The sequence below is a fragment of the Clostridium sp. BL-8 genome (genome assembly GCF_002006495.1).
In the GTDB taxonomy this organism is placed as follows: domain Bacteria; phylum Bacillota; class Clostridia; order Clostridiales; family Clostridiaceae; genus Clostridium.
Window position 1 is genome coordinate 63,798 of the sequence record NZ_LZZL01000005.1, and the last position, 24,746, is coordinate 88,543.

The following is a 24,746-nucleotide window of genomic DNA, read 5'->3' on the forward strand; positions in this document are numbered from 1 at the left end:
TAAAGTTTCCTTAAGCCTTGAGTTACTTATTAATTGTTAAATATCAACTGAATTTAGCGCTCTATTTTTTTCGCTTGTCCTAAATGTACTAATACATCTTCATAGTTAGGTAATCCTTCATTATCGCCTTCTACACCTACAACTAAAGAGCCAACTGCATTTGCAAACTTAACACATTCTTCTAAAGTTTTACCTTCACAGAATGCTGTTAAAAATCCTGCTGCAAATCCATCTCCCGCACCTACAGTGTCAACTAAAGCTTTAGGTTTAATAGCTTCTACTTCATATACATTCTTGCCATCTGAACCTAGTGCTCCTTTAGCTCCTTTTTTAACAATAACTTTGTCTATTCCATAACCATGGAATGTTTTTATTGCATCTTCTATAGTTGTTTCTCCTAGTAGAATTTCGATTTCTTCATCTCCAACAAGAAGAATATCAACATCAGGAAGTAATTTTTCTATATATGCCTTTGCTTCTTCCTTTGTCCACATTTTTAATCTTATATTAGGATCAAAAGATACAGTTAAATTGTGTTTCTTTGCTAATTTTACTGCTTCTAATATAATTTCCTGATTATTTTTAGTTATAGATGGAAATACACCGGTAATATGAAGTACTTTTGACTGCTTAAAATATTCTTCATTTAATTCTTCACTTTTCATCGTGCTTGTTGGTGAATTTTCTCTATAATAAAATGATCTGCTAGATCCATCAGATAAAACTTCTCTAAAATAAACTGAAGTTGGATGTCCATCTACAAGTTCAACTTCTGAAGTGTCAATGCCCTCTCCTCTTACAGTTTTTAATATGTACTTCCCGAAATCATCATTACCAAGTCTGCTTATCCAGCCTGATTTTAATCCTAATCTCGCACATCCTATTGCTACATTTAATTCCGCTCCACCAGTTTTCCTTTTAAACGTATCACAGAATATTATTGGGCCTTTCTCCTGAGGGCACATTGCAATCATTGCATCCCCTATAGTAATTACATCTAGCATTGATAATACCTCCTAATAAAATTTACTCTTCTTCTGTATAAAATACAAGTCTAATTTTAACATGTATCTGTACTTTTTCCTAATATGAAAGAACTAGATTGATGTAATTTACTAAGTCTAGTCCTTTCATATTTTTATATATTAATTTTTTATTATAATACTATTACAATATACTTTTAATATACTCTTCTATTTCCTTACATTTACAATTATTAAAGAAATACTCTTTGAATTTTTCTCCGCTTACAGCACCTTTTAGTAAATCCTGATCTATTTCCTTTAAAATTGTAACCATATCTCTATGTGTTATTTTCTTAACCTCATCTAGTATCTTTTTGTTTCTTTGCTCTGGAACAACTCTTTCCTTTGGATATCCTTGACCACTTTCTCCTTGAAATAACTTTTCAAAGATATATTCTAAGTTTAGCTCTGCTCCCCATCCAAATCCTTTTGCAAACGGTAATGCTATTGCATTTCCATCATTGATTTGTGCAAACATATAAGCATCTGATGGATCTACTATGTGACCACATAATACTCCTGGGAATGAGTTACATGCAAGCATTGCACCTTCACCTGTTCCGCATCCAGTAACTACATAATCAGCTGCTCCTGAATTTAAAAGAATAGCTGCTAAGATACCATTTTGAACGTATGTTAATTGTGCGCTATCTTCTGCACTGTACATTCCATAATTGAATACTTCATGCCCTTTTGGCTCTACTACCTTTTTAAGGGTCTCATATATAAGCTCATTTTTCGCTGCTTGGCTGTTTTCATTAATTAAAGCAATCTTCATTTTTATTACCTCTCAATTATTGTGGTTGTTTTCCAATGTAAGCTAGGATTCCACCGTCTACATATAATACATGACCATTTACAAAGTCTGATGCATTAGATGCTAAGAATATAGCTGGTCCTGTTAAATCTTCTGCTGTTCCCCAACGTGCTGCTGGAGTTTTTGCAATTATAAATTGATCAAATGGATGTCTTGAACCATCTGGTTGAAGTTCTCTTAATGGAGCAGTTTGTGGTGTTTCTATATAACCAGGTCCAATTCCGTTACATTGGATGTTATATTCACCATATTCAGATGCAATGTTTCTTGTTAACATCTTAAGTCCACCCTTAGCTGCTGCATAAGCTGAAACTGTTTCTCTTCCGAGTTCACTCATCATAGAACAGATGTTGATTATTTTTCCATGTCCCTTTTTAATCATTCCAGGAATTACTGCTTTAGAAACTATAAATGGAGCATTTAAATCTACATCTATAACTTTTCTGAAATCTTCTGCCTTCATTTCAAGCATTGGAATACGTTTGATTATACCTGCATTATTTACAAGAATATCAATAACTCCAACTTCCTTTTCTATCTTTGCAACTAATGCTTGTACTGCTTCCTCATCTGTAACATCACATACATAACCATATGCTTTTAAACCTGCTTCTTCATATGCCTTTAACCCTTTATAAACTAATTCTTGATTAATATCGTTAAATACTATTGTAGCTCCTGCTTCTCCATAAGATTTTGCTATAGCAAATCCAATACCATATGATGCACCTGTTACTAATGCTATTTTACCTTCTAATGAAAAATTTTTGATTATATCCATAATATGTTCCTCCTCAAATTATTATTTTAAACTTTAACCATATCAAGCATAATAGACAGGACTTATTTTTTGACTTGATAAGGTCAAATTAAATCTTTAACTATACCATATTTAATATACAAAACATGTAATTATTATTTTATCAAAGTGAAGTTATATATTAATATAATTCAAACCCATTCGTTCCGTATTGTGGAATGATGTTTCACTTTCCTAATATTATTTTAATATTCCTATTTCCACTTGTCAATGATGCATGCCTAAAAATACCTAAAATTTTTTATTTGTTAAAATATATATTAGCGATTACAATATACTATAAAGACAAAATTATGTAGGAGGATTTAATATGTCTCAAGATTTAAACAATTCTAATTTGGTTCAATCAGTAGAGCGTGCTATAGACATACTTGATTGTTTATCAGAATATCCAAAAGGTATTGGAATTGGGGAATTATCAAAAAACTTAGGTTTAAGCAAAAGCACTATACATAGAATAATATCAACTTTGAAATATAAAGAATATGTTACTCAAAATAAAGAAAATGACAAATATCAGCTTGGAGTGAAATTACTTAATCTCTCCTCTTCAATAATTAACAGCATGGATTTGATAAATATTGCTAAACCATATTTATATGAATTTGCAAATAAAGTTGATGAAGTTATACATCTTTGTATTCCAGATGAATCATACTCTAATATAATTTACGTAGATAAGGTATCCTCTGAAAATACAAGTAGAAATATAGTAATGTCTTCGAGCATAGGGAAAAAAGCTCCAACTTATTGTACAGCTTCCGGTAAATTATTATTATCTCAATTTTCTGATGATAAAATAAGAGAGCTATTAAAAGATACAGAGCTTGTTAAATATGCTGAAAATACAATAACTGACTTAGATACGTTCTTTAATGAAATTCATGAAATACGAAAAAATCAATATTCTCTTGATAATATTGAATATGATACTGGAGTTATCTGTATAGCTGTACCTATCTTTGATAGAACTAATAAAATAATTGCAGCTACAAGCCTTTCTTCAGTAACTCTCTTTAATACCTTGGATGATTTATTGAAATATAAAGATGAATTTATGCAAATCGCTAAGGATATTAGTAAATTAATGGGGTACATACCATCTTAAGTTCATTAACTTTTTTAGGGTAACCTAAAATAACCATAAGTCCATTAGTCGGACTTATGGTTATTTTTAATTTTTCTTTGTTACCTTACTAACCATCCACCATCAACTGCTAGAATATGTCCATTAACATAATCTGAAGCCCTGCTCGCTAAAAATACCACTGCCCCCATTAAGTCAAATGGCTCAGCCCATTTTTCTGCTGGAATTCTATCAAGTATTTCCTTATTTCTCTTTTCATCTTCTCGTATTGGCGCTGTGTTTGCTGTTTTTATATATCCTGGTGCTATAGCATTTATTTGAATGTTTTTGCAAGCCAGCTCATTAGCAAATGCCTTCGTTATACCAGCTACTCCATGTTTACTTGCTGTATATGGTGGTACAAATTTACCGCCTTGGAAGGTTAACATTGACGCAATATTAATTATTTTTCCTGAACCTTGTTTGGCCATTATCTTTGCTGCCTCCTGGCTTAAGAAATATACTGCATTTAAATTAATATCCATTACTGCATTCCAGTCCTCTTCATCATATTCAAGGAGTGGAGCTCTCTTTATAGTTCCTGCATTATTTACTAGTATATCTATTTTCCCAAACTCTTTCATACTAACTTCTATTATATTTTGCCTATCTTCTTTTTTAGTCAAGTCAGCTTGTACAAATACAACTTTTCTACCCATGTTCTCTATTAATTCTTTTGTTTCACTCCAATTGGTTCCATGAGTTGTGATTACTAAATCTGCACCTGCTTTGGCTAGAGCTGCTGAATACGCCTGTCCAAGTCCTGTATTTCCACCTGTAACTATTGCTACTTTTCCATCTAATCTAAAAAAATCCATTGAAAATTCATTTAAAAAGTTTGCCATTTTTGCTTTGCCTCCATATTAATTTAATATTTCTTCTTAACTATTAGATATAGTTATTGTTCCGTATTATGAAACTAAGTTTCATTTTTATAAATTAATTTTAATAGCATACTTAATAATTGTCAATGACACTATTCTGGAAAACCTCAAGTCTAAAGGGTATCAGATAACAAAATATATTTCTTTAATGCCTCCGCAACACCATCTTCGTCATTTGTTGAAGTCACACAGTCTGCATATCTTTTCACGTCTTCTGGAGCATTTCCCATTGCTATTCCAAGTCCTGAATACTTTAGCATATCTATATCGTTATAATTATCTCCCATAGTTATTATCTCTTCTTTAGCTGCATTAAACATTTTTTGCAAATAATTTATAGCAGTTGTTTTAGATACCGTGCCTTGCATAATTTCTAAATATGTTGGCTTTGATAGGTATAAATTTAAGTCATCTACCTTAATATTTTCCTTCAGTTTAATTATTTCATCTGGATTAGCCATACATAAAATTTTATTGGGTCCTGTCTTTTCTTTTTTCCATAGCTCTATTAGCTCTTTAAAATCAGATATTTTAGGTATAATATTTGTTATATCACTTTCTTGTTTTGCCCAATTATCCATTTCTTCTATATACCATTCATCATCTTTATATAGACTCATGTGTATATTATAATTTTTAGCTAATCTATATACTTTTTCAAGATCCCATACATTTATAAATTTCTTATCTAACACTGTCTTGTCCTTATCTAAAATTAAAGCTCCACTATAACAAATAATTGGCTGTTCTATTTTAAGTTCCTTTTGCAAAAATGTTATACCTTTTGGCATTCTAGCTGAAACTAATATTACAGGTATGTTCATTTTGTTTACCACCGCACTAATTGCATCTTTGACATTTTCACTAATTTGATGGTTAGAGTTTAACAAAGTTCCATCAATATCTAGGCACACCATTTTAAAGTTATTCATAAATTCAACTCCTCCATATATTTAAATTTTCTATTTTTAATTTGTAACTATAAGATTAATATCATTTGACTCTATAATATCTATAAATACAGAAGGTGGCATTTTATTAGTAATAATTACATCAATTTGATTCCAATTTACTCCCTTGTAGTAACTTAAAGTTTTAAATTTTTCATATTCAGCAAGAACAATAACTAAATTGGATTTTTTAATAGCTGCTTGTTTAATTGATGCATCTTCTTGGTCTACATAATATATTCCATCTTCTGTTATTGAAGCTGCACCTAAAATTGCAATGTCAAATCTTATACCCTCAAGATAATTTGCGCAGTCTAATTTATAAAAGAATCTATTTTTTTTATTTAGGCTTCCACCAATAGATTGCACATCTACCTCATTTTTCTCAGAAAGTATTTCAATGTTATCTAATGAATGTGTTAATACCCAAATAGGTTTATCTATTTTTTGGGCTAAAAAGCTTATAGTTGTAGAAACATCAAAAAAATAATGTTTGTCTTCCTTAATAAACTCCATTGCTTTTTGGGCAATATTTTTCTTTTCTTCTGAATAAGCTTCTATTCTCTCCCTATATGCTTTAATAGTATCTTGTAAAACCGGTAAGCTGATTCCTCCATGAGTTCTAACTGCTGTTCCCTCACTTATGAGTTTCACTATATCACGTCGTGCAGTATCTCTCGATACATTAAACATTTTACAAATATCATGAATAGACATATAGTTATGTTCATTTAAATGCTCTAATATTTTCAAAAGTCTTTCTTCTTGATACATTTTTGATCACCTACTTCTTAAATCTATATGATTACCAAGCTATTAGGATTAATTTTAATATTTTGCGATGCTATAATATATATAAATAAAGAAATTGCGATAGGATCAACAATAATGATATTTGCTTGTTCCAAATCTAACCCTTTATATTTAGCAGTCTTTTCATATTTTTGATGTTCTGCAAGCAAAATTACTTTCTTTGACCTTTTTACAACTTCTCTTTTAATAAAAGCATCTTCTTCATTTTCATAATAAATGCCATCACTTCTTATAGCTCCGGCGCCTAAAAATGCTGAATCAAACTCTACTCCATTTAAATACTTTTCATAATCTTCTCTATAAAAAAAACGATTCCTAACATTAAATTCTCCAGAAATTAAATTTACTAATACATTTGACTTTTCTGAAAGTATCTTAAAATTATCTAGAGAATGAGTGAATACAATAACATTTTTATTTAACTCTTGTGCAAGAAATTGAACACTAGTAGAAACATCAAAAAAGTATTTTCCATTATCGTGAATAAAATTCATAGCTTTTTCTACTATTTTTTTCTTTTCTGTAGTATTTACATATAATCTTTCCCTATATGGAAGAATTACATCATTATTTGATTTTTTACATACCTCTTCTTTTACCATATAAATCTCCTCCTCTAAAATTATTATAAGTATTTTTAAGTACTTATTCAATATATTTAAGTATATTTAAGCAAATTACTTTTTTATAATATTTAATTTTATTAAACTAGAATTAAATATCTACAGGTTTAACCTTAATATAATTTTTAAAAGGATAAAAAACAAGAACCTTGCACAATTCGGTTTTCATGCAAAGTTCTTATAATTCACTTATTTTTATTGATTATATTTTATACAAAAATGAAGCTGCTGTTCTAGCAATATAATATTTCAAATAATAATATTTATCTAAAAATTATTGTAATATTCCAGACGCAACTCCTAAAATACCTACTGCAAATAATCCAAATATGATTAATAATGGATTAACTTTTTTCTTTAATAGATACATACACAAGAATGTTAGTAGAAGAGGAACTAATCCTGGCATTAAGCTGTCTAATACACTTTGAACAGTTGTAACAACTTCTTTACCATCTTGCCCTGTATACCTAGAAATTACAAATGGTATATTGACAGTTGTCCATTTTGAAACAAGACCACCTATAACCAATAATCCAAGTACTGAAGAGCCTTCAGTAAGATACCTTAATTTATTTCCTGACATGTCAGAAACCAACTGAGTACCTTTTTCATAACCATAAAATATTCCATACCAGTTTATTGAAAGTCTTATTGCATTAAATACTAGGAAGAAAATTAATGGTCCAATAATACTTCCAGTAAGTGCAAATCCTGCACCTAAAGCTGCAAGCACCGGCCTTACTGTTCCCCAAAATATTGGATCTCCAACTCCCGCAAGAGGCCCCATAAGCCCTATTTTTACACCACTTATTGATGCCTCATCAATATCGGCTCCATTTGCCTTTTGTTCCTCCATTGCTGCTGTTATTCCCATAATTGGTTTAGCCACATATGGATGTGTATTAAAGAATTCCAGATGTCTTTTAAGTGCTGCTTTTAATTCATCGCCCTTATACAATTTCTTTAATGCAGGTATTAATGATACGCAAAATCCTACAGACTGCATTCTTTCAAAATTAAATGAACCTAAAAGGAAATTTGAACGGATGAACATTTTTACTAAATCACTTCTATCTAATTTTTTCTGACTCATTGTTGTATCCTCCTTCTGTATTTTACATTAAATCTGAATCATCAACATCATCTATACTATTACCAGCTGTTGCCACTACTACTTTTCCTTCATTAGCTATTGATTTAATATGGAATATTGCTGCAATTACACCTACAGCACCAAAACCAATTAAGTTAAAGTTAGTGAATGCTGCTATTAAGAATCCGATAAAGAAAAATGGCATTAGTGATTTACTCTTCATCATATTAATAACCATTGCATACCCAACAACTACAATAAATCCACCAGATACTTGAAGTCCTCTTGTAATTACTGTTGGTATAGCTGCAAGTGCTGCATTTACAGCATCTGTACCTGCAAGAACTCCTACAATAGCAGCTGGGACAGCCACACGTATTCCTTGAAGTGATAAACCTAAGATATGACACATTTCAATCCCTCTTGTATTACCAGCTTCAGCATACTTATCAGCTAAATGTTGGAAAAATACTGTTATTGTTCTTACAAATATAGTTAATACTTGTCCTGCTGCTGCTATTGGCACCGCGACTGCAATACCTGCTCCAATCGATTGCTTTCCAACGATTACAAGAATTGCTGATATTACACTTGCAAGAGCTGCATCTGGTGCCATTGCCGCACCAACATTCATCCATCCAAGTGCTAACATTTCAAGTGTTCCACCTAATATAATTCCTGTTTTAATATCTCCTAATACAAGTCCAACTAATGTACATGCAATTAGTGGTCTATGGAATTGTGCTTCGTCCAATACACTAGCCATACCAGCAACTGCTGCAACTATTACTAATAAAATTAATTGTAAAGTGCTCATTTATAAATTCCCCTCTTTCTTAAAAATTTAAAAATATATATAAACTATTATTTATATATCTATATAAGTTTTAATTCCTTAAGTCTATCCATTAAGTCGATTTTAGTGTCTTTGGCTAATTTTCTTACTTCTAATTCAATACCTTTTTCATGAAGCTTTTTGAATGATTGAATATCCTCATTACTCATACATAATGCATTTGTGATTTGCTTTGTACCGTCCTTATAACACATACCGCCAACGTTTACAGATTTAATGTCAACTCCACCTTCAACCATCCTAAGTACATCTGTTGGATTTGTGAATAAAAATAAAGTTTTAAAGCTATTAAACTTAGGATCTTTATATGCTTCTATTGCTTTTGCTACTGGAATTACATATGCTTTTATTCCAGGAGGTGCTACTTGAATTACTAATTGCTTCCTCAAGCTATCAGCTGCAACCTCATCACTTACAGCCATTATTCTATTGCAGCCACTTTCCTTTGTCCAAACTGTTGCAACCTGTCCATGAATTAACCTATCGTCTATTCTTACAAAACTAATTTCCATAACTATATCTCCTTCATATCTCTTTTTTCTTTTATATTGAGTTACATATATATTTACATGTAATTTTTTGCACTAAGCATTTATATCAATTCATCATTCATATTCTCTTGAAAATTTTTAGATAAAGTTTTTATAGCGTCTTTTCCTGAATCCGTTGCTACTTTTAGCAGCTCTGACATAGATAAAAGTTCTCTACTTCCTAATACCTCTAAAATCATTGGAAGATTCACACCCGTAACTATTTCCATATTCTCATTCTTTACTGCAATCAAACTAGCCGCATTAAATGGACTACCTCCAAAAAGATCAACCATAAATAAAACACCGTCATTAGAATCCATTTTCTTTATGAGCATATTATATTTTTCTACTAAGGCTTCCACTCCCTCGCCCGGTTTAAATGTAACAGCGCCCACATTTTCCTGAGTTCCAAAAATCATTTCTGCAGATTTAAGAATTTCTTCTGAAAACATGCCATGAGTGCCTATTATTACTGAGATCATTATTGCATCATCCTTCCATTAGTACATATATTATTTTTTATACCTTTTTTAATAGCAATTGCCATGCCAAGAAAGAGTGTAAATATATACATTGCAGTATAGAACTTTATTTTCAATACCTTAAAAAATTATATTTTTATAGACTACACTGTGGTTTCTAGATTTACACTCTTATATTTACGTTTAACACAGTTATATGTAAATTCTCACTTTAATTCACACACTCTTTTAGGCTTAATACATAAAATAATAGTTTATACTTTCTAAAAATATATTTACTCAAAATAATTTATCGTTAAGTAATGAAAAGTTAAGTATAAAAATTATGAGTACTTTCAATACTCATACTATTTTTATACTTAACTCTTCGCTGGCTATTTTTATTAAATAATTATCAACCTAAACATAACTCCTTTAAAATATTTTTGTTTCTATTTTATTCAATACTAATCTGTCATTTTTATGATATCTGCTATAAAATATATTTCATCATCCGTTAATTTTATTGATAACGCATCTTTAAAAAGCAAACTAGCTTCCTTTAATGCCCGAATAGTTTTTTCATCAAAATTTATATTTTCTTCATCATAAACTAGTCCATTATTTCGAATCATTCTTTCTAATGCACATGCGACATGAAACATAATTCTTAACTTAGCTGAATTGTGGAAACTTATATTTAATGATTTCTCAATCAAATGCAAAAATTCATCTAATAATGAATAAATTTTCTTTGGATTAAGAAATGTTATGATTTCCGAAAGATTTTGTATACAGAGATCTTTAAAAATCACCTGTTTGTTTCCTTTACTTTCAACAGGCTTAATATTTTTCCCCTCTAGAATACTTACTAAAGTATTTTCTCCACTTCCATCAATTAATTGCTCTATTGATATAAATGGTATTCCAAGCTTTGGATTAACAATTCCTATAACAGCTAAAATATTGCTTTCCTTAGAAATATGAGTAATGCTATCTTTTAAATTTTTCACTCCTAGTGAAACAACATTAATCTTTTCAGTACTTATATTCCTTATAACATTTTCAACTAATACTTTAAGTTTAAGCGCTGCACCTTTTCCTGTAGAACAAACTGTAACTATAACTTTTTCTTTTTGCTTCTTGTTTTTGGTTATACATTCAGAAATATTATTTGAATATCCTCTAAAATCTGTAAGTAAATATGAATACACTGAATTTAAATCCACATCGCAAACAGAACATTTTCTAACTGCCTCTAAAACCAAGGGGGTAGATACCATATCAATACTTTTTATTTCTATGCCTGTCTTTTCTTTTATTACTTCACCAAAACTATTTAGTGAACCCATATCTACCAAAAGTAATACCCCTTTTCCTTCATCAACCAGTTTAACTTTTTCAATAACCGTATCCAGTATGTCTGCTGGAGATCTTTCAAGCGGCATGTCAACCGCTAAAATGTTATCTGCTTCGAAGAGTTTTTTAGCTAAGCTAACCATACTCGTAGCAATATTGGCTCCATGAGAAGCCACAACTATTCCCACTCTCTCCTGACGAGATGATTCCTGTATTGAACTTAGGAGTAAAGCCAAATATTCAATTTCTACATCTGGTATAATAAGGTTGAAATTTTTTTGTATAAGTTCATGAATTTCTTTAGCAACTTTATACTCATTACTCTCAGCAGAAATTGATAAGGTAATATTGGATTCAAGTGACACAGTATTTTTTTTGATACGATTAAATAGAGCGCTAAAATGAAGACTTGTAGCATAAATAAATCTTTCATTTAATTTTCTATTCAATCTTGTTTCCGCTATTTTTTTTATCTCCTCAGCAAAATCAATAATATCCTTATCTACAATCTTCAATAGTCCTTCCCTTCGGTTAATATCATTTTTAAACCTATCGTAAAATTGTTTTAAATGAATATTTATATCCGTAGTTATAAAACTATTTATTTCATTATCATCAAGTCCTTCCTCCTTTAATAATGAAGTTTTATTTTCTATTATGCTGTAAATGTTAAATGGCGTTTCATAATCATCCGTTTCTAAAAATGTTTTATTTCCATCAGGTTGTATAGTAATGCTATTAGGCATCATATTCCACATTGTTGTATTGTCTCCTGTTTGATTTCCAAAAGCTAATATTCCACTTTTAATATTAGGAGGTAATAAAGTCAAATTTATCTCAATATTTTTATCTGTATTTACAGAATTAAAAAATCCCTTAGCACATACTAACTGTATATTTGACTTTAATTGTCCAACATTTCCATATGTAGTACTACCTATTAAAGCTTTAATTGCTTCTGATGAAATCCTAATGGCTTTATTCACTCTTTGGGCTTCTTTTGAAAACAAATATTGGACTAATTCTAACTTTTCATCTATAGATCTTTCATCAAATGCTGGTATTGTTATTGTTATAGGAATTCTTCTAATAAATGTATTTAATAATGCAGAATTTGGGTCCTCAGTTGTAGCCCCAATTAGCAATACATTTGCTCTTCTGCGTCTGTCCGTTTCTCCAAGTTTATTATATGTTGCAGTATCCATAAAATAAAAAACCATTTCTTGACCTTCTGGGGGCAATCTATGAATTTCATCTAAAAACAAAATTCCACCATCGGCTTTTTCAACTATACCTTCTTTCTCTTTTTCTGCCCCAGTAAATGCTCCTTTTACATGTCCAAAAATATGAGATAATAACAGTTGTGGATTATTACAATAATCCGCACAATTAAAAATAATAAAAGGAGGATCTTCTGGCAATTCTTTAATGCTCTTATAGTATTTATACATCATATTGGCAAACAAACTTTTCCCGACTCCTGTGCCGCCAATTATCAATGTATGAAGTCCGTTAGGAGGATACAATAATGCTGCTTTAGCTTGTTCAATTTGATTTTTTAAACTTCTATTAAAACCAATAAGGGAATTAAATGGTGATCTATCCTTCTTTTCATCAGATGTATCAATGAAGTCCTTAATATCTATGCCTTCTTCATAATCAAAGGCACCCTTTATATTTAATAATTTAATGAATTGTTCTTTTTCAAAATAGAGTACAGGCCTATTTTTTATTTTAATTATTTTTTTTTCACGGCAAAGATTGTTTAATTCTCGTGATACATTGCTTCTTAAAACCCCAAAATGCTCACCAATTTGTTGTGCGCTAAATCCCTTAACTTCTAATAATTTTTCTTTTGTAAATTCTTTAGATTTTAATAATATATAATTATAAATTTTCTCAATTTGCTTCATATGTTATACCTTCCTTTGAGCCATAGTAAAAAATAATTATTCTAATCATTGAATTTAGTGTCACCGTTTCCTATTTTTAATTAATTCACTAGGAAATATGACTTTCTAAAAAAATAAAATGCCTCTTTGTATATGTAATATTTTTGAAAAAAATTCATGTTTATTCTTATAATATAACTCACATTCAGTCTATCATTCAATATAAATCAAAATAATTCATAAACAGTCATAATGGAATTTTCGAAACATTTTGAACTAAGCTTATCCCTAAACTATAAAAATTTTTATTATCTCTATAAGTATTTAAAGCAATACTCATGCCAAATAAGCGTGTAATTTAAAGTGTTAACTATAACTTCTATTTCAAAGTCCTCCTCTATTAACACAAATGTTTTTTACACACTCATAGTTTTTATCACACACTATAATTTATTTTTGATACGCTTATTTTTTGTTAATTTCTAATAAGGCACAATCAAATAAATAACAAAAAAACTTTGCATAATCTAAGTATCATGCAAAGTTTATATTCTTTTACGACAATAAAATTTATTAATCAAAATATACTATTAATGTTAACTTTCATTTTTAATTATTTCTTCTATAGCTTCCTTATCTAATCTATGAATAATCCATTCCCTCATTGGTTTTGCCCCAATACTTTTATAAAAATTAAGAGACGGCTCATTCCAATCCAAGCAAGTCCACTCAATTCTTTCACATTTATTTTCTTTTGCTACATGAGCTAAAACCTCAAAAACCTTTTTACCTATTCCGTTTCTTCTATATTCCGGTTTTATATATAAGTCTTCAATATATATCCCCTCTCTTCCAACAAATGTTGAAAAATTAAAGAAGTATATAACATATCCTACAAATTCCTTATTCATTTCTATAAGCAATGCTTCTGCTCTATTATTGTGAAATATGGATTCACTTAGTGATTCTTCTGTTGCCTTTACTTTATCCAGCATTTTTTCATAAGCTGCTATTTGTTTTATAAAATCTAATATAATTGGAATATCTTTTTCTGTAGCTCTCTTAAAATTAACTTTACTTACTGTTTTCTCAATGTCTTTCATTTATCTCTACCTCCATCTTTTTACTTTTAATATTTTAGATAAGTTAAATGTTATTTATAATATATTTCTCACTTTACTTCTAATTTAAATATTATTTTTAGGTTTCTATCCTTCTGCCTTTATTACCTTTATTTCTTCTTGTTTACCTTGTTTTAATAAAAGTGTTGGAATAATTACAATAGCAGTAATTATTGAAATAACAAGCATGGTATCATTAAGAGCTTGGAGCTGTGCCTTAAGTGCAATTTCTCCAAACATTTTGTTTAAAGCAATTCCTTGAGCATTACCTGCTGACATCCCGCTTTTAATAAACACCCCTTGAAGCATTTCATATAATTTCATGCTATTTTTATTAAAAGATGTCACTTGAGATGCTAAGTTAGAGTAATCAATCACATTTCTATGCTGCATAACGCTTGTGATAATTGTAACTCCTATGGAAGTCCCTACCTGTTTTACTGTATTAGTTAAAGCAGATGCGTTTGACATTGCAGTCTTTGGTAATCCACTAAAACCTACTGTTTGAACAGGTGCCATAAGAAATCCGACACCAAATCCCCGAATCATTAATAAAATCATAATCGTCATATTAGGTGTATCCAAAGTAATTTTTGACATACTATAACTGTTAATGCCTATCAAAATTAATGCAAATACAGCAAATAACCTAACGTCAAATTTATTACCAATTTTCCCGTATAAGACCATAGAAATGGCTGTAGCTATTGCTTCTGGAAATAAAATCAAACCTGTATTCATTGAATCAAGTCCCCTTATTTGTTGAAGGAATATTGGCATCAGAAACACACCACCATAAAGAGCTAACATTGCAATATTCATGATAATATTACTCATACAAAAGGTGTAATTTTTCAATAGTTTTAAATCAAGCATAGGTTCTTCAATAAGTAATTCATTCACAACAAATATTACAAGACTGTAACACCCAACAATCATAAGCACGATATTTTTTATATCGTTCCAGTCCAAATCACTTTTCCCAAGTACATAAAGAACGCAAGACATTCCGATACTTGAAGTTAAAAATCCAATAATATCAAATTTCTTTGATGACTTATGTTCTGATTTTTTGAATATGAGTATAGCCATTATTGTGGCAACTATTCCAACTGGAAGATTTATAAAAAAAAGAAATCTCCAATTAAAATTTTGAATAATATATCCCCCTAAGCTTGGCCCTAAAGCTGGGGCTGCCATTACACACATTCCCATTACCCCTATTGCCATTCCAAGTTCGTTTTTATCAAAAGTAGTCATTAATATTGTCATACCAAGCGATATTATACAAGCTCCTCCAATTCCTTGAATTACTCTTGCAATTATCATTATAGTTTCATTCCATGAAATCCCACACAATAGTGAACCTAAAGTAAATAAAATTAACGCAGTAATAAATACGTTTTTAGTGCCAAATTTATCTCCAAAATAACTTGTTGATGGAATTACAACTCCTAATGTTAGGGTATATGCACTAACAACCCATTGTATTTGATCTATGGATGCGTTAAAGGTCTGCATCATTTTAGTAACAGAGATATTAATAATGCTGGTATCTAGATTTACCATAAAAATTGCCATAATTACAACACTCATAATAAGCCATTTAGCTGATGATTCTTTTTTATTTTCCATGCTCCCACCTACTTTATATGTATTTTTATGTCTGCATTTGTACCAGGTAGAAGCTTAGCATCATTTTCCTCAAGTTCAATTTTCACAGGTACCTTTTGAACAACCTTAGTAAAAGTTCCACCTGAAGAAGATGGGAGAAGTGAAAATGCTGAATTTGAAGCCTTTCCTATATATTCAACTTTACCTTGAAATACTTTCCCATCAAATTGATCAATTTTTATATCTACATTTTGCCCTTCTTTTAATTTTTCGACCTTGGTTTCTTCTATATTAGCAGTTATATAAAGTTTTTCTTGGTCAACCATTACCGCAAGCGTAGATCCAGCCTGAACATATTGCCCCTCCTCAGCTTCCTTTTTAATAATTATCCCATTAATTGGCGCTCTAAGTAAAGAAGAATTAACATTTTCATCTGCTATTCCCTCTTCATCTATGTGTCCTACAATTTGATCTTTAACTAAAGTTTCTCCTTCTTCTACACTAAATTCAAGAATACTTCCTGAAACTTTTGGAGTTATATCTATAAAATCTCCAGCTACCTGTGCATCTTCAGTTGAAACAAAATACTCATTTTCATACCAATAATAAAACCCAACTCCGCTAAGAGTTATTAACATAGCTATAGCTATACAAAAAATTATTATTTTACGTTTCCCTTGCATTTTTATCATCCCTTCCTAACTTCTCACGCCAACTTCGGCAAACATGCCAGGTTTCAATTGTTCGATTGAATCTGTTAAAATTATTTTTACTAAAACATTATTACTCTTAGTATTTAATTCTGAATTTATTACTGATATAGTTCCTTCAAATTCTGAATCTTCTATCTCCGACACTTTAACATTTACAGCTTGTCCTTCTTCTAGATTTTTTGCAATACTCAACGGTACATATGCATTCACGCATAAAGTGTCAGGATTAGATATCGAAATAAGAGTGCTGCCAGGTGATACTATTTCACCTTTATTTATATTTTTAACAGTAACTTTCCCTGAAATAGGCGCTGTAATAGCTCCGTTATTTAATGCTATTTGTGCTGTTTTTAATGCTTCTTCAGCTTGCTTTACTTGAGCCTTGTAAACATCTATACTCGTTTCTGTAGCACCATTTTTAAGCATTTCTAATTGTTCCTCTGCTGATTTTTGCCCTGACTCAGCAGAAGTAAGTTGCTGCTGTGCAGTTTCAAGTTGCACCTCTGTAGCTGCACCAGCCTCAACTAAAGCTTTTGTACGATCATAATCCTTTTTAGAGGCATCATAAGTTGCTTTAGCACTATCCAGAGCTGCTTGTGCTTGCTCTATTTGTTCAGGACGTGTACTGTTCATAGCATTAGTTAAATTTGCATTTGCAGTATTTACTGCTGCTTGTGCTTGATCTACCTGAGCCTGCAAGTCTTGAGTATCTAGTTTAATGACAGTATCACCTTGATTTACAACTGACCCTACATTAACTGATATATCTGAAACTCTTGCAGAAATTTTTGAAGATACATTTACTTGATTATCTGTTTCAAGTTTTCCTGCCATGATATATATGGATTTTTGCTCATTAACCTCTTCTGCTTGAACAGCATTTTCATTTCTATTATTATTTGCGACGCATCCTGTAAAAAAAGATGTTCCTATAAGCACTGGTAATACAATTAACAAAACATATTTCTTCATAAATTACTTACTCCTTTAACAAATTAATTATCGATAAGAACTCTCATTCTCATTAAGCTTTTAAATTTTCATCACTGAATTTATGTAATTAGTTAGGATTCCATTTAAAGTTACTATAAAAATTTTAACTTGTTCATCATCAACCTAACCTCTAACAGACATATTTTTATGAAATATATTCACTTTTTTAATAATAATGCTAATAAATAAAAATAAATGTATCTAGCCGTATATATATGCCCTTGTTTTACTTGCAATGTTCAGCCCAAAAATCAATAGATTTTTTCTTCCATTATTCTAAACTCAAATTAGCCACATTACCAACTTCTCCATAAAATTTTAACAAGTTTTATGATTTAATTGTATTCATGCCCTGAAGCTATTTCTTTGCTTTACAAGAAGTAACAAGGGAATCTTAATTTTAAGTCCCATGTTATTCTTCCCAATTAGATTATTTACTCGCTTTATATATCGGAAGTAAAATATTATCAATAATATCCTCAGTATTCGTTTCTGTGATCCTTCCATGCAAAACAAGCTCATTTATAATTAGTATAGCTGGTAAATTTAAAGCCTTTTCAGAAATAGTATCTATTGAAAGTGAAATCTCTTTGCGCTGATTAGCCCTCGTTATAATAGTTTCAGTTGATTCACGAAGACCATTTCCGTTGTTAATAACATTAAATAAATCGTAAGGCGTCATATTAGAAAGCATATCTAAAATCGCATCTCGTAGATCATCGGGTCTGATAATTTCAAATAGATTTAAAACATTAAATAAGGCAATTAAATCTTCTCTTAGCGAACCATGATCACTGACTTCTAATTCTATTGATGGTAGATGTCGGCTTAAAGCGGCAAAAATAAGATAACATTTTTGTGGCCATCGGCGATAAATAGCATTTTTGTTGGTTTTTGCAGCACGAGCTACGTCATCCATTGTCAATTTGCTATATCCAATTTGATTAAGCAATAACCAAGCCTCATCTAAAATTGCATTTTCAAGTATAGCGCCACGGCGTCGACTAGCATTATTGTTCATGATACAACCTCCTATTTTTGGTCTACATAATTCCACCATAATATAGTACCATAAACACCAATAAATAAAATAACAAGAATCGTCAATTTACTGATCCAATTAATAAGCTGAGGATTATTTAAATATATTCCAGAAATTGTCCATGGGATATAACGGCCTAACGGCTGTGATCCAAAAATGGCAGCTATAATTATAGCTACAAATGAAGTACTAACTGGAGCCAAAATTCCCCGTGTCATGCTGGCGATAAGAGGAAATAGAAAACTAAGACTACAATTATAGAGTGTTACTATCCCCAACCTTTTTAGAAGAGTTCCAGTCAATAGCACATCAAAATTTGTCAAATCTAAGCTCAAGCCTATGGCAAATGTCGCACCAATTGCTAATACCGTTATGCCTAAAAAACATAATCCTAAAGCAAAAAATTTTGAATATACCAAACTTGTACGAGAAATTGGCAATGATAAAAGATCTTTAAAAGTTTGATCTTGATACTCTCTACCAAATACCCAGCTGCTTAAAATACCAAAACCCATCAATCCAATAACAGTAGAATACATAAAAAAAGTATTTTTCAAAAATTCTTCCCACGTTTTATCCTGCATATGGATAAGTAACAAAAAGCTATAAAAAGCTAAAATATAAATTGGTATATGACCTCGTATTATTTTATAAAACTCAATTTTGGTCATTGACCATATCTGTTTCATAATGATTTGCCCCCTTAATTGTTCTAAGAAAAAATTCTTCTAAACTTTCATTTACAGATTGAAAAATCATTGGATTAAATTTCTGATTTTCTAACTGATGTAATAAAGCAGAATATTGGTTAATATGTATATCCGAAACAAGTATCTCCTCTTCACTTACTGGTGTGCATTGCAAGTTTTTTGTAGCAAGGTAATCAGCAAGATTCTCTACAGAGCCATCCGTTTTTATGTAAAGCTTGGATTCTCTGCAGGTTTCAAATTCTGAAAAATTTAATTCCCGTAGCAGACATCCATGTGCTAATATTCCAATTCGACTTACCAACTTTTCCATCTCATCTAATAGATGGCTTGAAATAAAAATAGTTGTTCCATTTTTAGCCATTTCTAATAAAGATTTACGAACAACTACAAGCCCCTCCGGATCCAATCCGTTTGTTGGTTCGTCTAACAAAAGAATTTTTGGCCTATGAATAAGCGCTTTAGCTAATCCAATTTTCTGATTGTTTCCTAATGAAAGATCTTTTACCTTAACCTGACGATAATTATCTAACAATAGCTGCTGTGAGATGTTATCAATTCGTTTCTTAATTTCTGAATCGGGTATTAGTCTTTGCTTTGCATATAATATAAGATTTTCTTCTACAGTAAAGTTTGGATAAGCATGTGGGGTTTCAATTAAGTAACCAACCTGATTCCAAAATTCAGAAGGCAGCTTTGAAATTGATTGTCCAGAGTAATAAATTTCACCAGATGTAGGATTAATCATTTTAAGCAACATCCGCATTGTTGTTGTTTTTCCTGCACCGTTTAATCCTAAAAAACCATATATTTCACCTTCATTAGCTGTCAGATTAATATCATAAACACTATTTTTTGATCCGTAACTCTTTGTTAACTTCTTCGTTTGTATTATTGACAAAACGTAGACACCTCCAATGTTATACTTCAATTAGGGTACTCCAGTACCTTAATTGAAGTATAACATTGGAAATTATAAAACGCAATACTAAATATCTATATTCTTTTATTTATTCTTATCATTATTACTATATCCCTGATCTATGAGACCATTTCCTGCTCACTGTCTTCAATATATAAACTCCTCTATAATATCCGATTTGTTTTAATTAAAGAGATATCATAGAAATTATTTTTAATGGCCAAAAAGGAGCTATTTCAATAACGAATCTCAATCCGTTATTGAAATAGCTCCTCATAAATTTAAATTACTCTTATTTTAAGGCACATGAAAATAAATAACGAGTCTAAAATAGCCTTGCAAGTGGACTTGTTATTTATTTGATAGTTCCTAATATATTGATTTATATATTTCTAAAATCTCTGCTACATTTGTATCTCTTGGATTACCTGGAGTACATGCATCTGCCATAGCTGATTCTGCAAGCGCCTTTAAATCTTCTTCCTTTACGCCAATTTCCTTTAATGTCTTAGGTATTCCAACATCCTCTGAAAGCTTTTTAACCGCATCAATAGCCGCTTTTCTGTATTCCTCCTGAGACATATTGTCTACACCTTGAACTCCCATTGCTCTAGCAATTTCTCTATATTTTTCGCCTGTAGCCTCTGCATTATATTCCATTACATATGGTAAGATTACCGCATTAGCAATTCCATGTGGAGTATCATAAAATGCTCCAAGTGGATGCGCCATTCCATGAACTATGCCAAGACCTACATTACTAAAGCCCATACCCGCAACATATTGTCCAAGAGCCATATCTTCTCTTCCCTTTGGTTCATTGTTTACTGCACTTCTAAGTGAACGTGAAATAATTTCAATAGCTTTTAAATGTAGTGCATCGGTCAATTCCCAAGCTCCCTTTGTAATATATCCTTCAATTGCATGAGTTAATGCATCCATGCCTGTTGCTGCTGTTAAACCTTTTGGCATTGATGACATCATTTCTGAATCAACAACTGCTATAACTGGAATATCATGTGGGTCAACACATACAAATTTACGTTTCTTTTCCTCATCAGTTATTACATAATTAATTGTAACTTCTGCTGCTGTTCCTGCTGTTGTTGGAACTGCTATAATATCAACACATTTATTTTTTGTCTCAACTGCTCCCTCAAGACTTCTCACATCTGAAAATTCAGGATTATTTATGATTATTCCAATAGCCTTTGCTGTATCAATTGATGATCCTCCACCTATTGCAATTAAATAATCTGCGCCAGCTGCTTTAAATTTATCTATGCCTGCTAAAACTACATTTATAGTTGGATTAGCTTTTACTTCATCAAATATTTCAAAATCCAAATTATTTACTTTTAATAAATCTGTTACTTTAGTAGCTACATTAAATTTAATTAAATCTTTATCTGTTACAACTAATGCCTTTTTATACCTTCTTATTTTAGCTTCTGTGATAATGTTTTCAATAGCACCTGCACCTATATAGCTTGTCTCATTTAAAACCATTCTGTTTGACATAAAAATCAATCTCCCTTTTTATATTTAATTTATTGTTAAATAATTAACTTTTCGGATAAAAAAAATCTATCCAAATATATTTATTAATTGAAGATTTTTTTATTACCCTTGAGAATTCTCAAGGGTAATTTTTTATATTATAATATATTAACAAGTTATCTGAGGCTATTGCTGAATACGGAGAAGTAGGCTCATACCAAAAATTTTTTCATAGCTTAGCCTCAAATAACTCTATTAACCTAAATAATCTTCTGAGATAGTAACATTAAAATCCTTTGCTAAATCTCTAAAGTTTTGAGAAGTTATAGTTTGTTTTTTTCCACCCATAGATAATACTTTAACTAAAATTTCAGCTGACTTTTCAACTGTGTCCATAAGTCCAAAAGTTAAATCTAATGTTTCTCCTGAGCAGAACATTCCATGATGTGCCCAAATAACAACATCATGGCTCTTCATTAGCTCACCTGTAACTTCTGCAATAGCAGCTCCACCTGGAACCATCCAAGGAACCACTCCAATTCCACTTGGAAATACTACTGGACATTCTGTTGCCATTTCCCAAAGCTCTCTAGTAAATACTACTCCATCTAGTGGTAATACAAATGTCAATGCTATTACATTAGTTGTATGAGAATGCATTATAACTCTGTGAGATCCATTTGTTTTTTCTACCTTTATAGAATGACTCATTAAATGTGAATCTAATTCACTTGTTGGTTTTGCTTCATTCTTTAGTCCCCAAACTATTTTATAGTTTTCTCCCTTTTCATCTATTTTAATTATTCCCGCATTTTCTTCTAATGAAATTTCCATGTTTCTTATGAATTTTCCACTTCCAGTTACTAAAAAATATTCATTAGCAAGATTTTTAACAGTTACACCAATTGGAGTATACTTTGAATCTTCATTAATAAATCCACCAATTGCTACTACTTCATCTTCTGTTAATCTATAAGTTATGTTTCCACCATTTCTTTCATGCCAACCTTTTAGCCAAGCATCATTGGTGATTTTTTTAAAGTTCTCTATAAATTTCATATCTTCTATTGCCATGCTTTCTCCTACTTTCATATTTATAATTGATTTTTAGATTTTTGCTTTAAATCTTTATTCTGATAATTCCATTTGAATTTCTCTCATTACTCTCAATTTTTCAAATAAACTTATTAATTCTGTAAAAATTACAAGTTATTGTGTGATGATAAATGCGCGTAACCTTTATTTATAGACATGAGCGCTATATCTATCTCAAATAACAAATAGATATATCCCCTCTAACTTCTTTAATTATACTTCATTTTTTAGTTAAACACAATTGTTTTTTGTTGTTTTTCTTTGTTTCTATTTGTATATTTTTTGCAACTCAACATTATTATTAAGTTTGTATTTATGTTTTTAACATAAATGTGATTATTCTAGTTCAATCCAGATATATGACTTTATTTTAAAAAAAATGATCAGCTGTAAATCATTTTTTACAATTCACAGCTGATCATTTTCTACACTAGGTTTTTAATTAAAATACAACTTCAATATTATATGAATGCAATAAATTTATCCATTCCTCTTTTGGTTCCTCATCTGTAATTATATAATCTATATTTTCATAATCAAAAAGCTTTACAAATGATGTTTTATCATATTTAGAATGGTCAACTAATAATATTACTTTATTAGATTGTTTAATCATAGTTCTCTTAATTTCTGCCTCTGCCTCATTTGAATCAAGTATTCCTTTTTCAAGGTCTATACCTTTGCAGCTTACAAGTGCTATATCAACGTTATATTTTCTTATAGTATTTTGTGTTATAGGACCTTGCAATGATAAAGAACGTTGTATTACACTACCACCAGTTGATATAATATTTAAATCTGATTGATTTAATTCTTGAAGCACCTCAATAGAATTTGTTATGACTGTTACATCATTTCTGTTTTTAATCATCTTTAAGGTTTCAAGAACTGTTGAACTGCAATCAGCAACTATTGTACTACCTTCTTTGATAAATTCTACAGCTTTTGCTGCTATATATTGCTTACTTTCTATATTAGTCTTTGATCTTTTATAAAAAGGTATGTCTTCATTGGTTTTTTCCGCGTTTAATATTGCACCACCATAGCTTCTAGTTACTATTCCTTGTAATTCTAACTTTTCTAAATCTCTTCTTATAGTTTCCTCAGTCACGTCAAACTTTTCACTTAACTTCGATACATATACCTTTTTTTCTTTTAATGCTATTGCTTTTATTATTTCTAACCTTTCTCTAGGTAACATCCTATTTCCTCCTTCTATTCATTTCACAGCTTCCATACATTTATATTTTAAATCATATTTCAAATAATTAAAATTACATATTTATTATTTGATACTTAATTAATTTATATCCAATATACCAAATCAACACAGATAATACAATACAAATCAAAATTAATTATTGACCATTTTTTAAGAAGAGCTATATAATGTACATATATTATTATTTTCGAAGGAGAATAGCTATGATACAAAAAGCTTTTAAAATGAAATTATTTGAAGGTAAGGAAGAAGAATATGAAAAACGACATAATGAAATCTGGCCAGAACTTGTAAAGGAATTAAAATCTCATGGAGCCTCGACATATCTAATATTTCATGATAAAGAGACCAATTACTTATTTTCTTATGTAGAAATGGAAAGTGAAGAATTATGGGATCAAATTGCAGAAACAGAAGCCTGCAAAAAATGGTGGGAATTTATGAAAGATATAATGGAAACTAATCCAGATAATAGTCCTGTATCTATAGAATTATCTAAGGTATTTAATTTAAAGTAATTATTAAAGTTTGACTTTCATAAACAAAAGTGACCAAAGTGACT

At 30.3% G+C, this 24,746-nt stretch carries 24 protein-coding genes; 2 read left to right on the forward strand and 22 right to left on the reverse strand.

All coding sequences use genetic code 11. The annotated features are described in order from the left end of the window. Nucleotides 1-53: 53 nt before the first annotated feature. The 3 genes from CLOBL_RS02130 to CLOBL_RS02140 form a co-directional block, all read right to left on the reverse strand. The gene (locus tag CLOBL_RS02130; RefSeq protein ID WP_009168215.1) at nt 54-1,004 is read right to left on the reverse strand and encodes a sugar kinase; all 951 of its coding nucleotides are present in this window, start codon (nt 1,002-1,004) and stop codon (nt 54-56) included. 163 nt (nt 1,005-1,167) lie between these two features. Continuing rightward, nucleotides 1,168-1,803, reverse strand: coding sequence for an RpiB/LacA/LacB family sugar-phosphate isomerase (locus CLOBL_RS02135; protein WP_077857486.1), 636 nt, complete (start codon nt 1,801-1,803; stop codon nt 1,168-1,170). Nucleotides 1,804-1,819: 16 nt separating this feature from the next. Then, the gene (locus CLOBL_RS02140; RefSeq protein WP_077857487.1) at nt 1,820-2,623 is read right to left on the reverse strand and encodes a gluconate 5-dehydrogenase; all 804 of its coding nucleotides are present in this window, start codon (nt 2,621-2,623) and stop codon (nt 1,820-1,822) included. A gap of 349 nt (nt 2,624-2,972) precedes the next feature. Between CLOBL_RS02140 and CLOBL_RS02145 the strand changes: the two genes are divergently transcribed. Continuing rightward, on the forward strand, nt 2,973-3,770 hold the full coding sequence (locus CLOBL_RS02145) for an IclR family transcriptional regulator (protein ID WP_077857488.1): 798 nt from the start codon (nt 2,973-2,975) through the stop codon (nt 3,768-3,770). Between the two features lie 80 nt (nt 3,771-3,850). Here CLOBL_RS02145 and kduD read toward each other — a convergent pair whose 3' ends face one another. The 19 genes from kduD to CLOBL_RS02240 all read right to left on the reverse strand — a co-directional run bounded on the left by kduD (nt 3,851) and on the right by CLOBL_RS02240 (nt 24,163). After that, nucleotides 3,851-4,633 (reverse strand): 2-dehydro-3-deoxy-D-gluconate 5-dehydrogenase KduD, encoded by a 783-nt coding sequence (gene kduD, locus CLOBL_RS02150; protein WP_077857489.1) that lies wholly within the window; start codon nt 4,631-4,633, stop codon nt 3,851-3,853. Nucleotides 4,634-4,785: 152 nt separating this feature from the next. Next, complete coding sequence (locus CLOBL_RS02155; RefSeq protein ID WP_077857490.1) at nt 4,786-5,604, reverse strand: Cof-type HAD-IIB family hydrolase; 819 nt, start codon at nt 5,602-5,604, stop codon at nt 4,786-4,788. A gap of 36 nt (nt 5,605-5,640) precedes the next feature. Further along, nucleotides 5,641-6,396 carry a DeoR/GlpR family DNA-binding transcription regulator gene (locus tag CLOBL_RS02160; protein ID WP_077857492.1) on the reverse strand — a complete coding sequence of 252 codons (756 nt, stop codon included), beginning with the start codon at nt 6,394-6,396 and terminating at the stop codon, nt 5,641-5,643. A gap of 23 nt (nt 6,397-6,419) precedes the next feature. After that, on the reverse strand, nt 6,420-7,037 hold the full coding sequence (locus CLOBL_RS02165) for a DeoR/GlpR transcriptional regulator (protein WP_077857493.1): 618 nt from the start codon (nt 7,035-7,037) through the stop codon (nt 6,420-6,422). A gap of 295 nt (nt 7,038-7,332) precedes the next feature. Next, nucleotides 7,333-8,154 carry a PTS mannose transporter subunit IID gene (manZ, locus tag CLOBL_RS02170; protein ID WP_077857494.1) on the reverse strand — a complete coding sequence of 274 codons (822 nt, stop codon included), beginning with the start codon at nt 8,152-8,154 and terminating at the stop codon, nt 7,333-7,335. Nucleotides 8,155-8,176: 22 nt separating this feature from the next. Next, entirely contained in the window at nt 8,177-8,971 is a 795-nt protein-coding gene (locus CLOBL_RS02175; protein ID WP_077857495.1) for a PTS mannose/fructose/sorbose transporter subunit IIC, read from the reverse strand. A gap of 59 nt (nt 8,972-9,030) precedes the next feature. Further along, entirely contained in the window at nt 9,031-9,522 is a 492-nt protein-coding gene (locus CLOBL_RS02180) for a mannose/fructose/sorbose PTS transporter subunit IIB (protein ID WP_077857496.1), read from the reverse strand. 80 nt (nt 9,523-9,602) lie between these two features. Beyond that, on the reverse strand, nt 9,603-10,025 hold the full coding sequence (locus CLOBL_RS02185) for a mannose/fructose/sorbose PTS transporter subunit IIA (RefSeq protein WP_077857497.1): 423 nt from the start codon (nt 10,023-10,025) through the stop codon (nt 9,603-9,605). 446 nt (nt 10,026-10,471) lie between these two features. Next, a complete protein-coding gene (locus CLOBL_RS02190) occupies nt 10,472-13,276 on the reverse strand; it encodes a sigma-54-dependent transcriptional regulator (protein WP_077857498.1) in 2,805 nt (934 codons plus the stop codon). A gap of 575 nt (nt 13,277-13,851) precedes the next feature. Continuing rightward, a complete protein-coding gene (locus CLOBL_RS02195) occupies nt 13,852-14,358 on the reverse strand; it encodes a GNAT family N-acetyltransferase (protein WP_077857499.1) in 507 nt (168 codons plus the stop codon). A 105-nt stretch (nt 14,359-14,463) separates the two neighbouring features. Beyond that, a complete protein-coding gene (locus tag CLOBL_RS02200; RefSeq protein WP_077857500.1) occupies nt 14,464-16,011 on the reverse strand; it encodes a DHA2 family efflux MFS transporter permease subunit in 1,548 nt (515 codons plus the stop codon). 8 nt (nt 16,012-16,019) lie between these two features. After that, entirely contained in the window at nt 16,020-16,673 is a 654-nt protein-coding gene (locus tag CLOBL_RS02205) for an HlyD family efflux transporter periplasmic adaptor subunit (RefSeq protein ID WP_077857501.1), read from the reverse strand. A 15-nt stretch (nt 16,674-16,688) separates the two neighbouring features. Next, nucleotides 16,689-17,675: an efflux RND transporter periplasmic adaptor subunit gene (locus CLOBL_RS02210; protein ID WP_077857502.1), complete on the reverse strand. Its 987-nt coding sequence runs from the start codon at nt 17,673-17,675 to the stop codon at nt 16,689-16,691. A gap of 451 nt (nt 17,676-18,126) precedes the next feature. Beyond that, nucleotides 18,127-18,717, reverse strand: coding sequence for a TetR/AcrR family transcriptional regulator (locus CLOBL_RS02215; protein ID WP_077857504.1), 591 nt, complete (start codon nt 18,715-18,717; stop codon nt 18,127-18,129). 11 nt (nt 18,718-18,728) lie between these two features. Further along, nucleotides 18,729-19,427, reverse strand: a complete 699-nt coding sequence (locus CLOBL_RS02220) for an ABC transporter permease (RefSeq protein ID WP_077857505.1) — start codon at nt 19,425-19,427, stop codon at nt 18,729-18,731. Continuing rightward, the gene (locus CLOBL_RS02225; RefSeq protein WP_077857507.1) at nt 19,396-20,346 is read right to left on the reverse strand and encodes an ABC transporter ATP-binding protein; all 951 of its coding nucleotides are present in this window, start codon (nt 20,344-20,346) and stop codon (nt 19,396-19,398) included. Before CLOBL_RS02225 ends, CLOBL_RS02220 begins: the two co-directional genes overlap by 32 nt. A 390-nt stretch (nt 20,347-20,736) precedes the next feature. Beyond that, on the reverse strand, nt 20,737-21,888 hold the full coding sequence (fucO, locus tag CLOBL_RS02230; protein WP_077857508.1) for a lactaldehyde reductase: 1,152 nt from the start codon (nt 21,886-21,888) through the stop codon (nt 20,737-20,739). Between the two features lie 234 nt (nt 21,889-22,122). After that, nucleotides 22,123-22,941, reverse strand: a complete 819-nt coding sequence (rhaD, locus tag CLOBL_RS02235; protein WP_077857509.1) for a rhamnulose-1-phosphate aldolase — start codon at nt 22,939-22,941, stop codon at nt 22,123-22,125. 463 nt (nt 22,942-23,404) lie between these two features. Next, complete coding sequence (locus CLOBL_RS02240) at nt 23,405-24,163, reverse strand: DeoR/GlpR family DNA-binding transcription regulator (RefSeq protein WP_077857511.1); 759 nt, start codon at nt 24,161-24,163, stop codon at nt 23,405-23,407. Between the two features lie 224 nt (nt 24,164-24,387). On the opposite strand from CLOBL_RS02240, the gene rhaM reads away from it, so the two are divergent. Then, a complete protein-coding gene (rhaM, locus tag CLOBL_RS02245) occupies nt 24,388-24,702 on the forward strand; it encodes an L-rhamnose mutarotase (protein ID WP_077857512.1) in 315 nt (104 codons plus the stop codon). The last annotated feature ends 44 nt before the right edge of the window (nt 24,703-24,746 follow it).

What these genes read in the sequence shown, in the direction of transcription:
- fucO (WP_077857508.1), bottom strand. Translation starts at nt 21,888, where the DNA reads ATGTCAAACAGAATGGTTTTAAATGAGACAAGCTATATAGGTGCAGGT.
- CLOBL_RS02180 (WP_077857496.1), bottom strand. Translation starts at nt 9,522, where the DNA reads ATGGAAATTAGTTTTGTAAGAATAGACGATAGGTTAATTCATGGACAG.
- CLOBL_RS02210 (WP_077857502.1), bottom strand. Translation starts at nt 17,675, where the DNA reads ATGAAGAAATATGTTTTGTTAATTGTATTACCAGTGCTTATAGGAACA.
- CLOBL_RS02215 (WP_077857504.1), bottom strand. Translation starts at nt 18,717, where the DNA reads ATGAACAATAATGCTAGTCGACGCCGTGGCGCTATACTTGAAAATGCA.
- kduD (WP_077857489.1), bottom strand. Translation starts at nt 4,633, where the DNA reads ATGGCAAACTTTTTAAATGAATTTTCAATGGATTTTTTTAGATTAGAT.
- rhaM (WP_077857512.1), top strand. Translation starts at nt 24,388, where the DNA reads ATGATACAAAAAGCTTTTAAAATGAAATTATTTGAAGGTAAGGAAGAA.
- rhaD (WP_077857509.1), bottom strand. Translation starts at nt 22,941, where the DNA reads ATGGCAATAGAAGATATGAAATTTATAGAGAACTTTAAAAAAATCACC.
- CLOBL_RS02155 (WP_077857490.1), bottom strand. Translation starts at nt 5,604, where the DNA reads ATGAATAACTTTAAAATGGTGTGCCTAGATATTGATGGAACTTTGTTA.
- CLOBL_RS02240 (WP_077857511.1), bottom strand. Translation starts at nt 24,163, where the DNA reads ATGTTACCTAGAGAAAGGTTAGAAATAATAAAAGCAATAGCATTAAAA.
- CLOBL_RS02145 (WP_077857488.1), top strand. Translation starts at nt 2,973, where the DNA reads ATGTCTCAAGATTTAAACAATTCTAATTTGGTTCAATCAGTAGAGCGT.
- CLOBL_RS02195 (WP_077857499.1), bottom strand. Translation starts at nt 14,358, where the DNA reads ATGAAAGACATTGAGAAAACAGTAAGTAAAGTTAATTTTAAGAGAGCT.
- CLOBL_RS02200 (WP_077857500.1), bottom strand. Translation starts at nt 16,011, where the DNA reads ATGGAAAATAAAAAAGAATCATCAGCTAAATGGCTTATTATGAGTGTT.
- CLOBL_RS02165 (WP_077857493.1), bottom strand. Translation starts at nt 7,037, where the DNA reads ATGGTAAAAGAAGAGGTATGTAAAAAATCAAATAATGATGTAATTCTT.
- CLOBL_RS02140 (WP_077857487.1), bottom strand. Translation starts at nt 2,623, where the DNA reads ATGGATATAATCAAAAATTTTTCATTAGAAGGTAAAATAGCATTAGTA.
- CLOBL_RS02135 (WP_077857486.1), bottom strand. Translation starts at nt 1,803, where the DNA reads ATGAAGATTGCTTTAATTAATGAAAACAGCCAAGCAGCGAAAAATGAG.
- CLOBL_RS02130 (WP_009168215.1), bottom strand. Translation starts at nt 1,004, where the DNA reads ATGCTAGATGTAATTACTATAGGGGATGCAATGATTGCAATGTGCCCT.
- CLOBL_RS02190 (WP_077857498.1), bottom strand. Translation starts at nt 13,276, where the DNA reads ATGAAGCAAATTGAGAAAATTTATAATTATATATTATTAAAATCTAAA.
- CLOBL_RS02220 (WP_077857505.1), bottom strand. Translation starts at nt 19,427, where the DNA reads ATGAAACAGATATGGTCAATGACCAAAATTGAGTTTTATAAAATAATA.
- manZ (WP_077857494.1), bottom strand. Translation starts at nt 8,154, where the DNA reads ATGAGTCAGAAAAAATTAGATAGAAGTGATTTAGTAAAAATGTTCATC.
- CLOBL_RS02175 (WP_077857495.1), bottom strand. Translation starts at nt 8,971, where the DNA reads ATGAGCACTTTACAATTAATTTTATTAGTAATAGTTGCAGCAGTTGCT.
- CLOBL_RS02160 (WP_077857492.1), bottom strand. Translation starts at nt 6,396, where the DNA reads ATGTATCAAGAAGAAAGACTTTTGAAAATATTAGAGCATTTAAATGAA.
- CLOBL_RS02205 (WP_077857501.1), bottom strand. Translation starts at nt 16,673, where the DNA reads ATGCAAGGGAAACGTAAAATAATAATTTTTTGTATAGCTATAGCTATG.
- CLOBL_RS02185 (WP_077857497.1), bottom strand. Translation starts at nt 10,025, where the DNA reads ATGATCTCAGTAATAATAGGCACTCATGGCATGTTTTCAGAAGAAATT.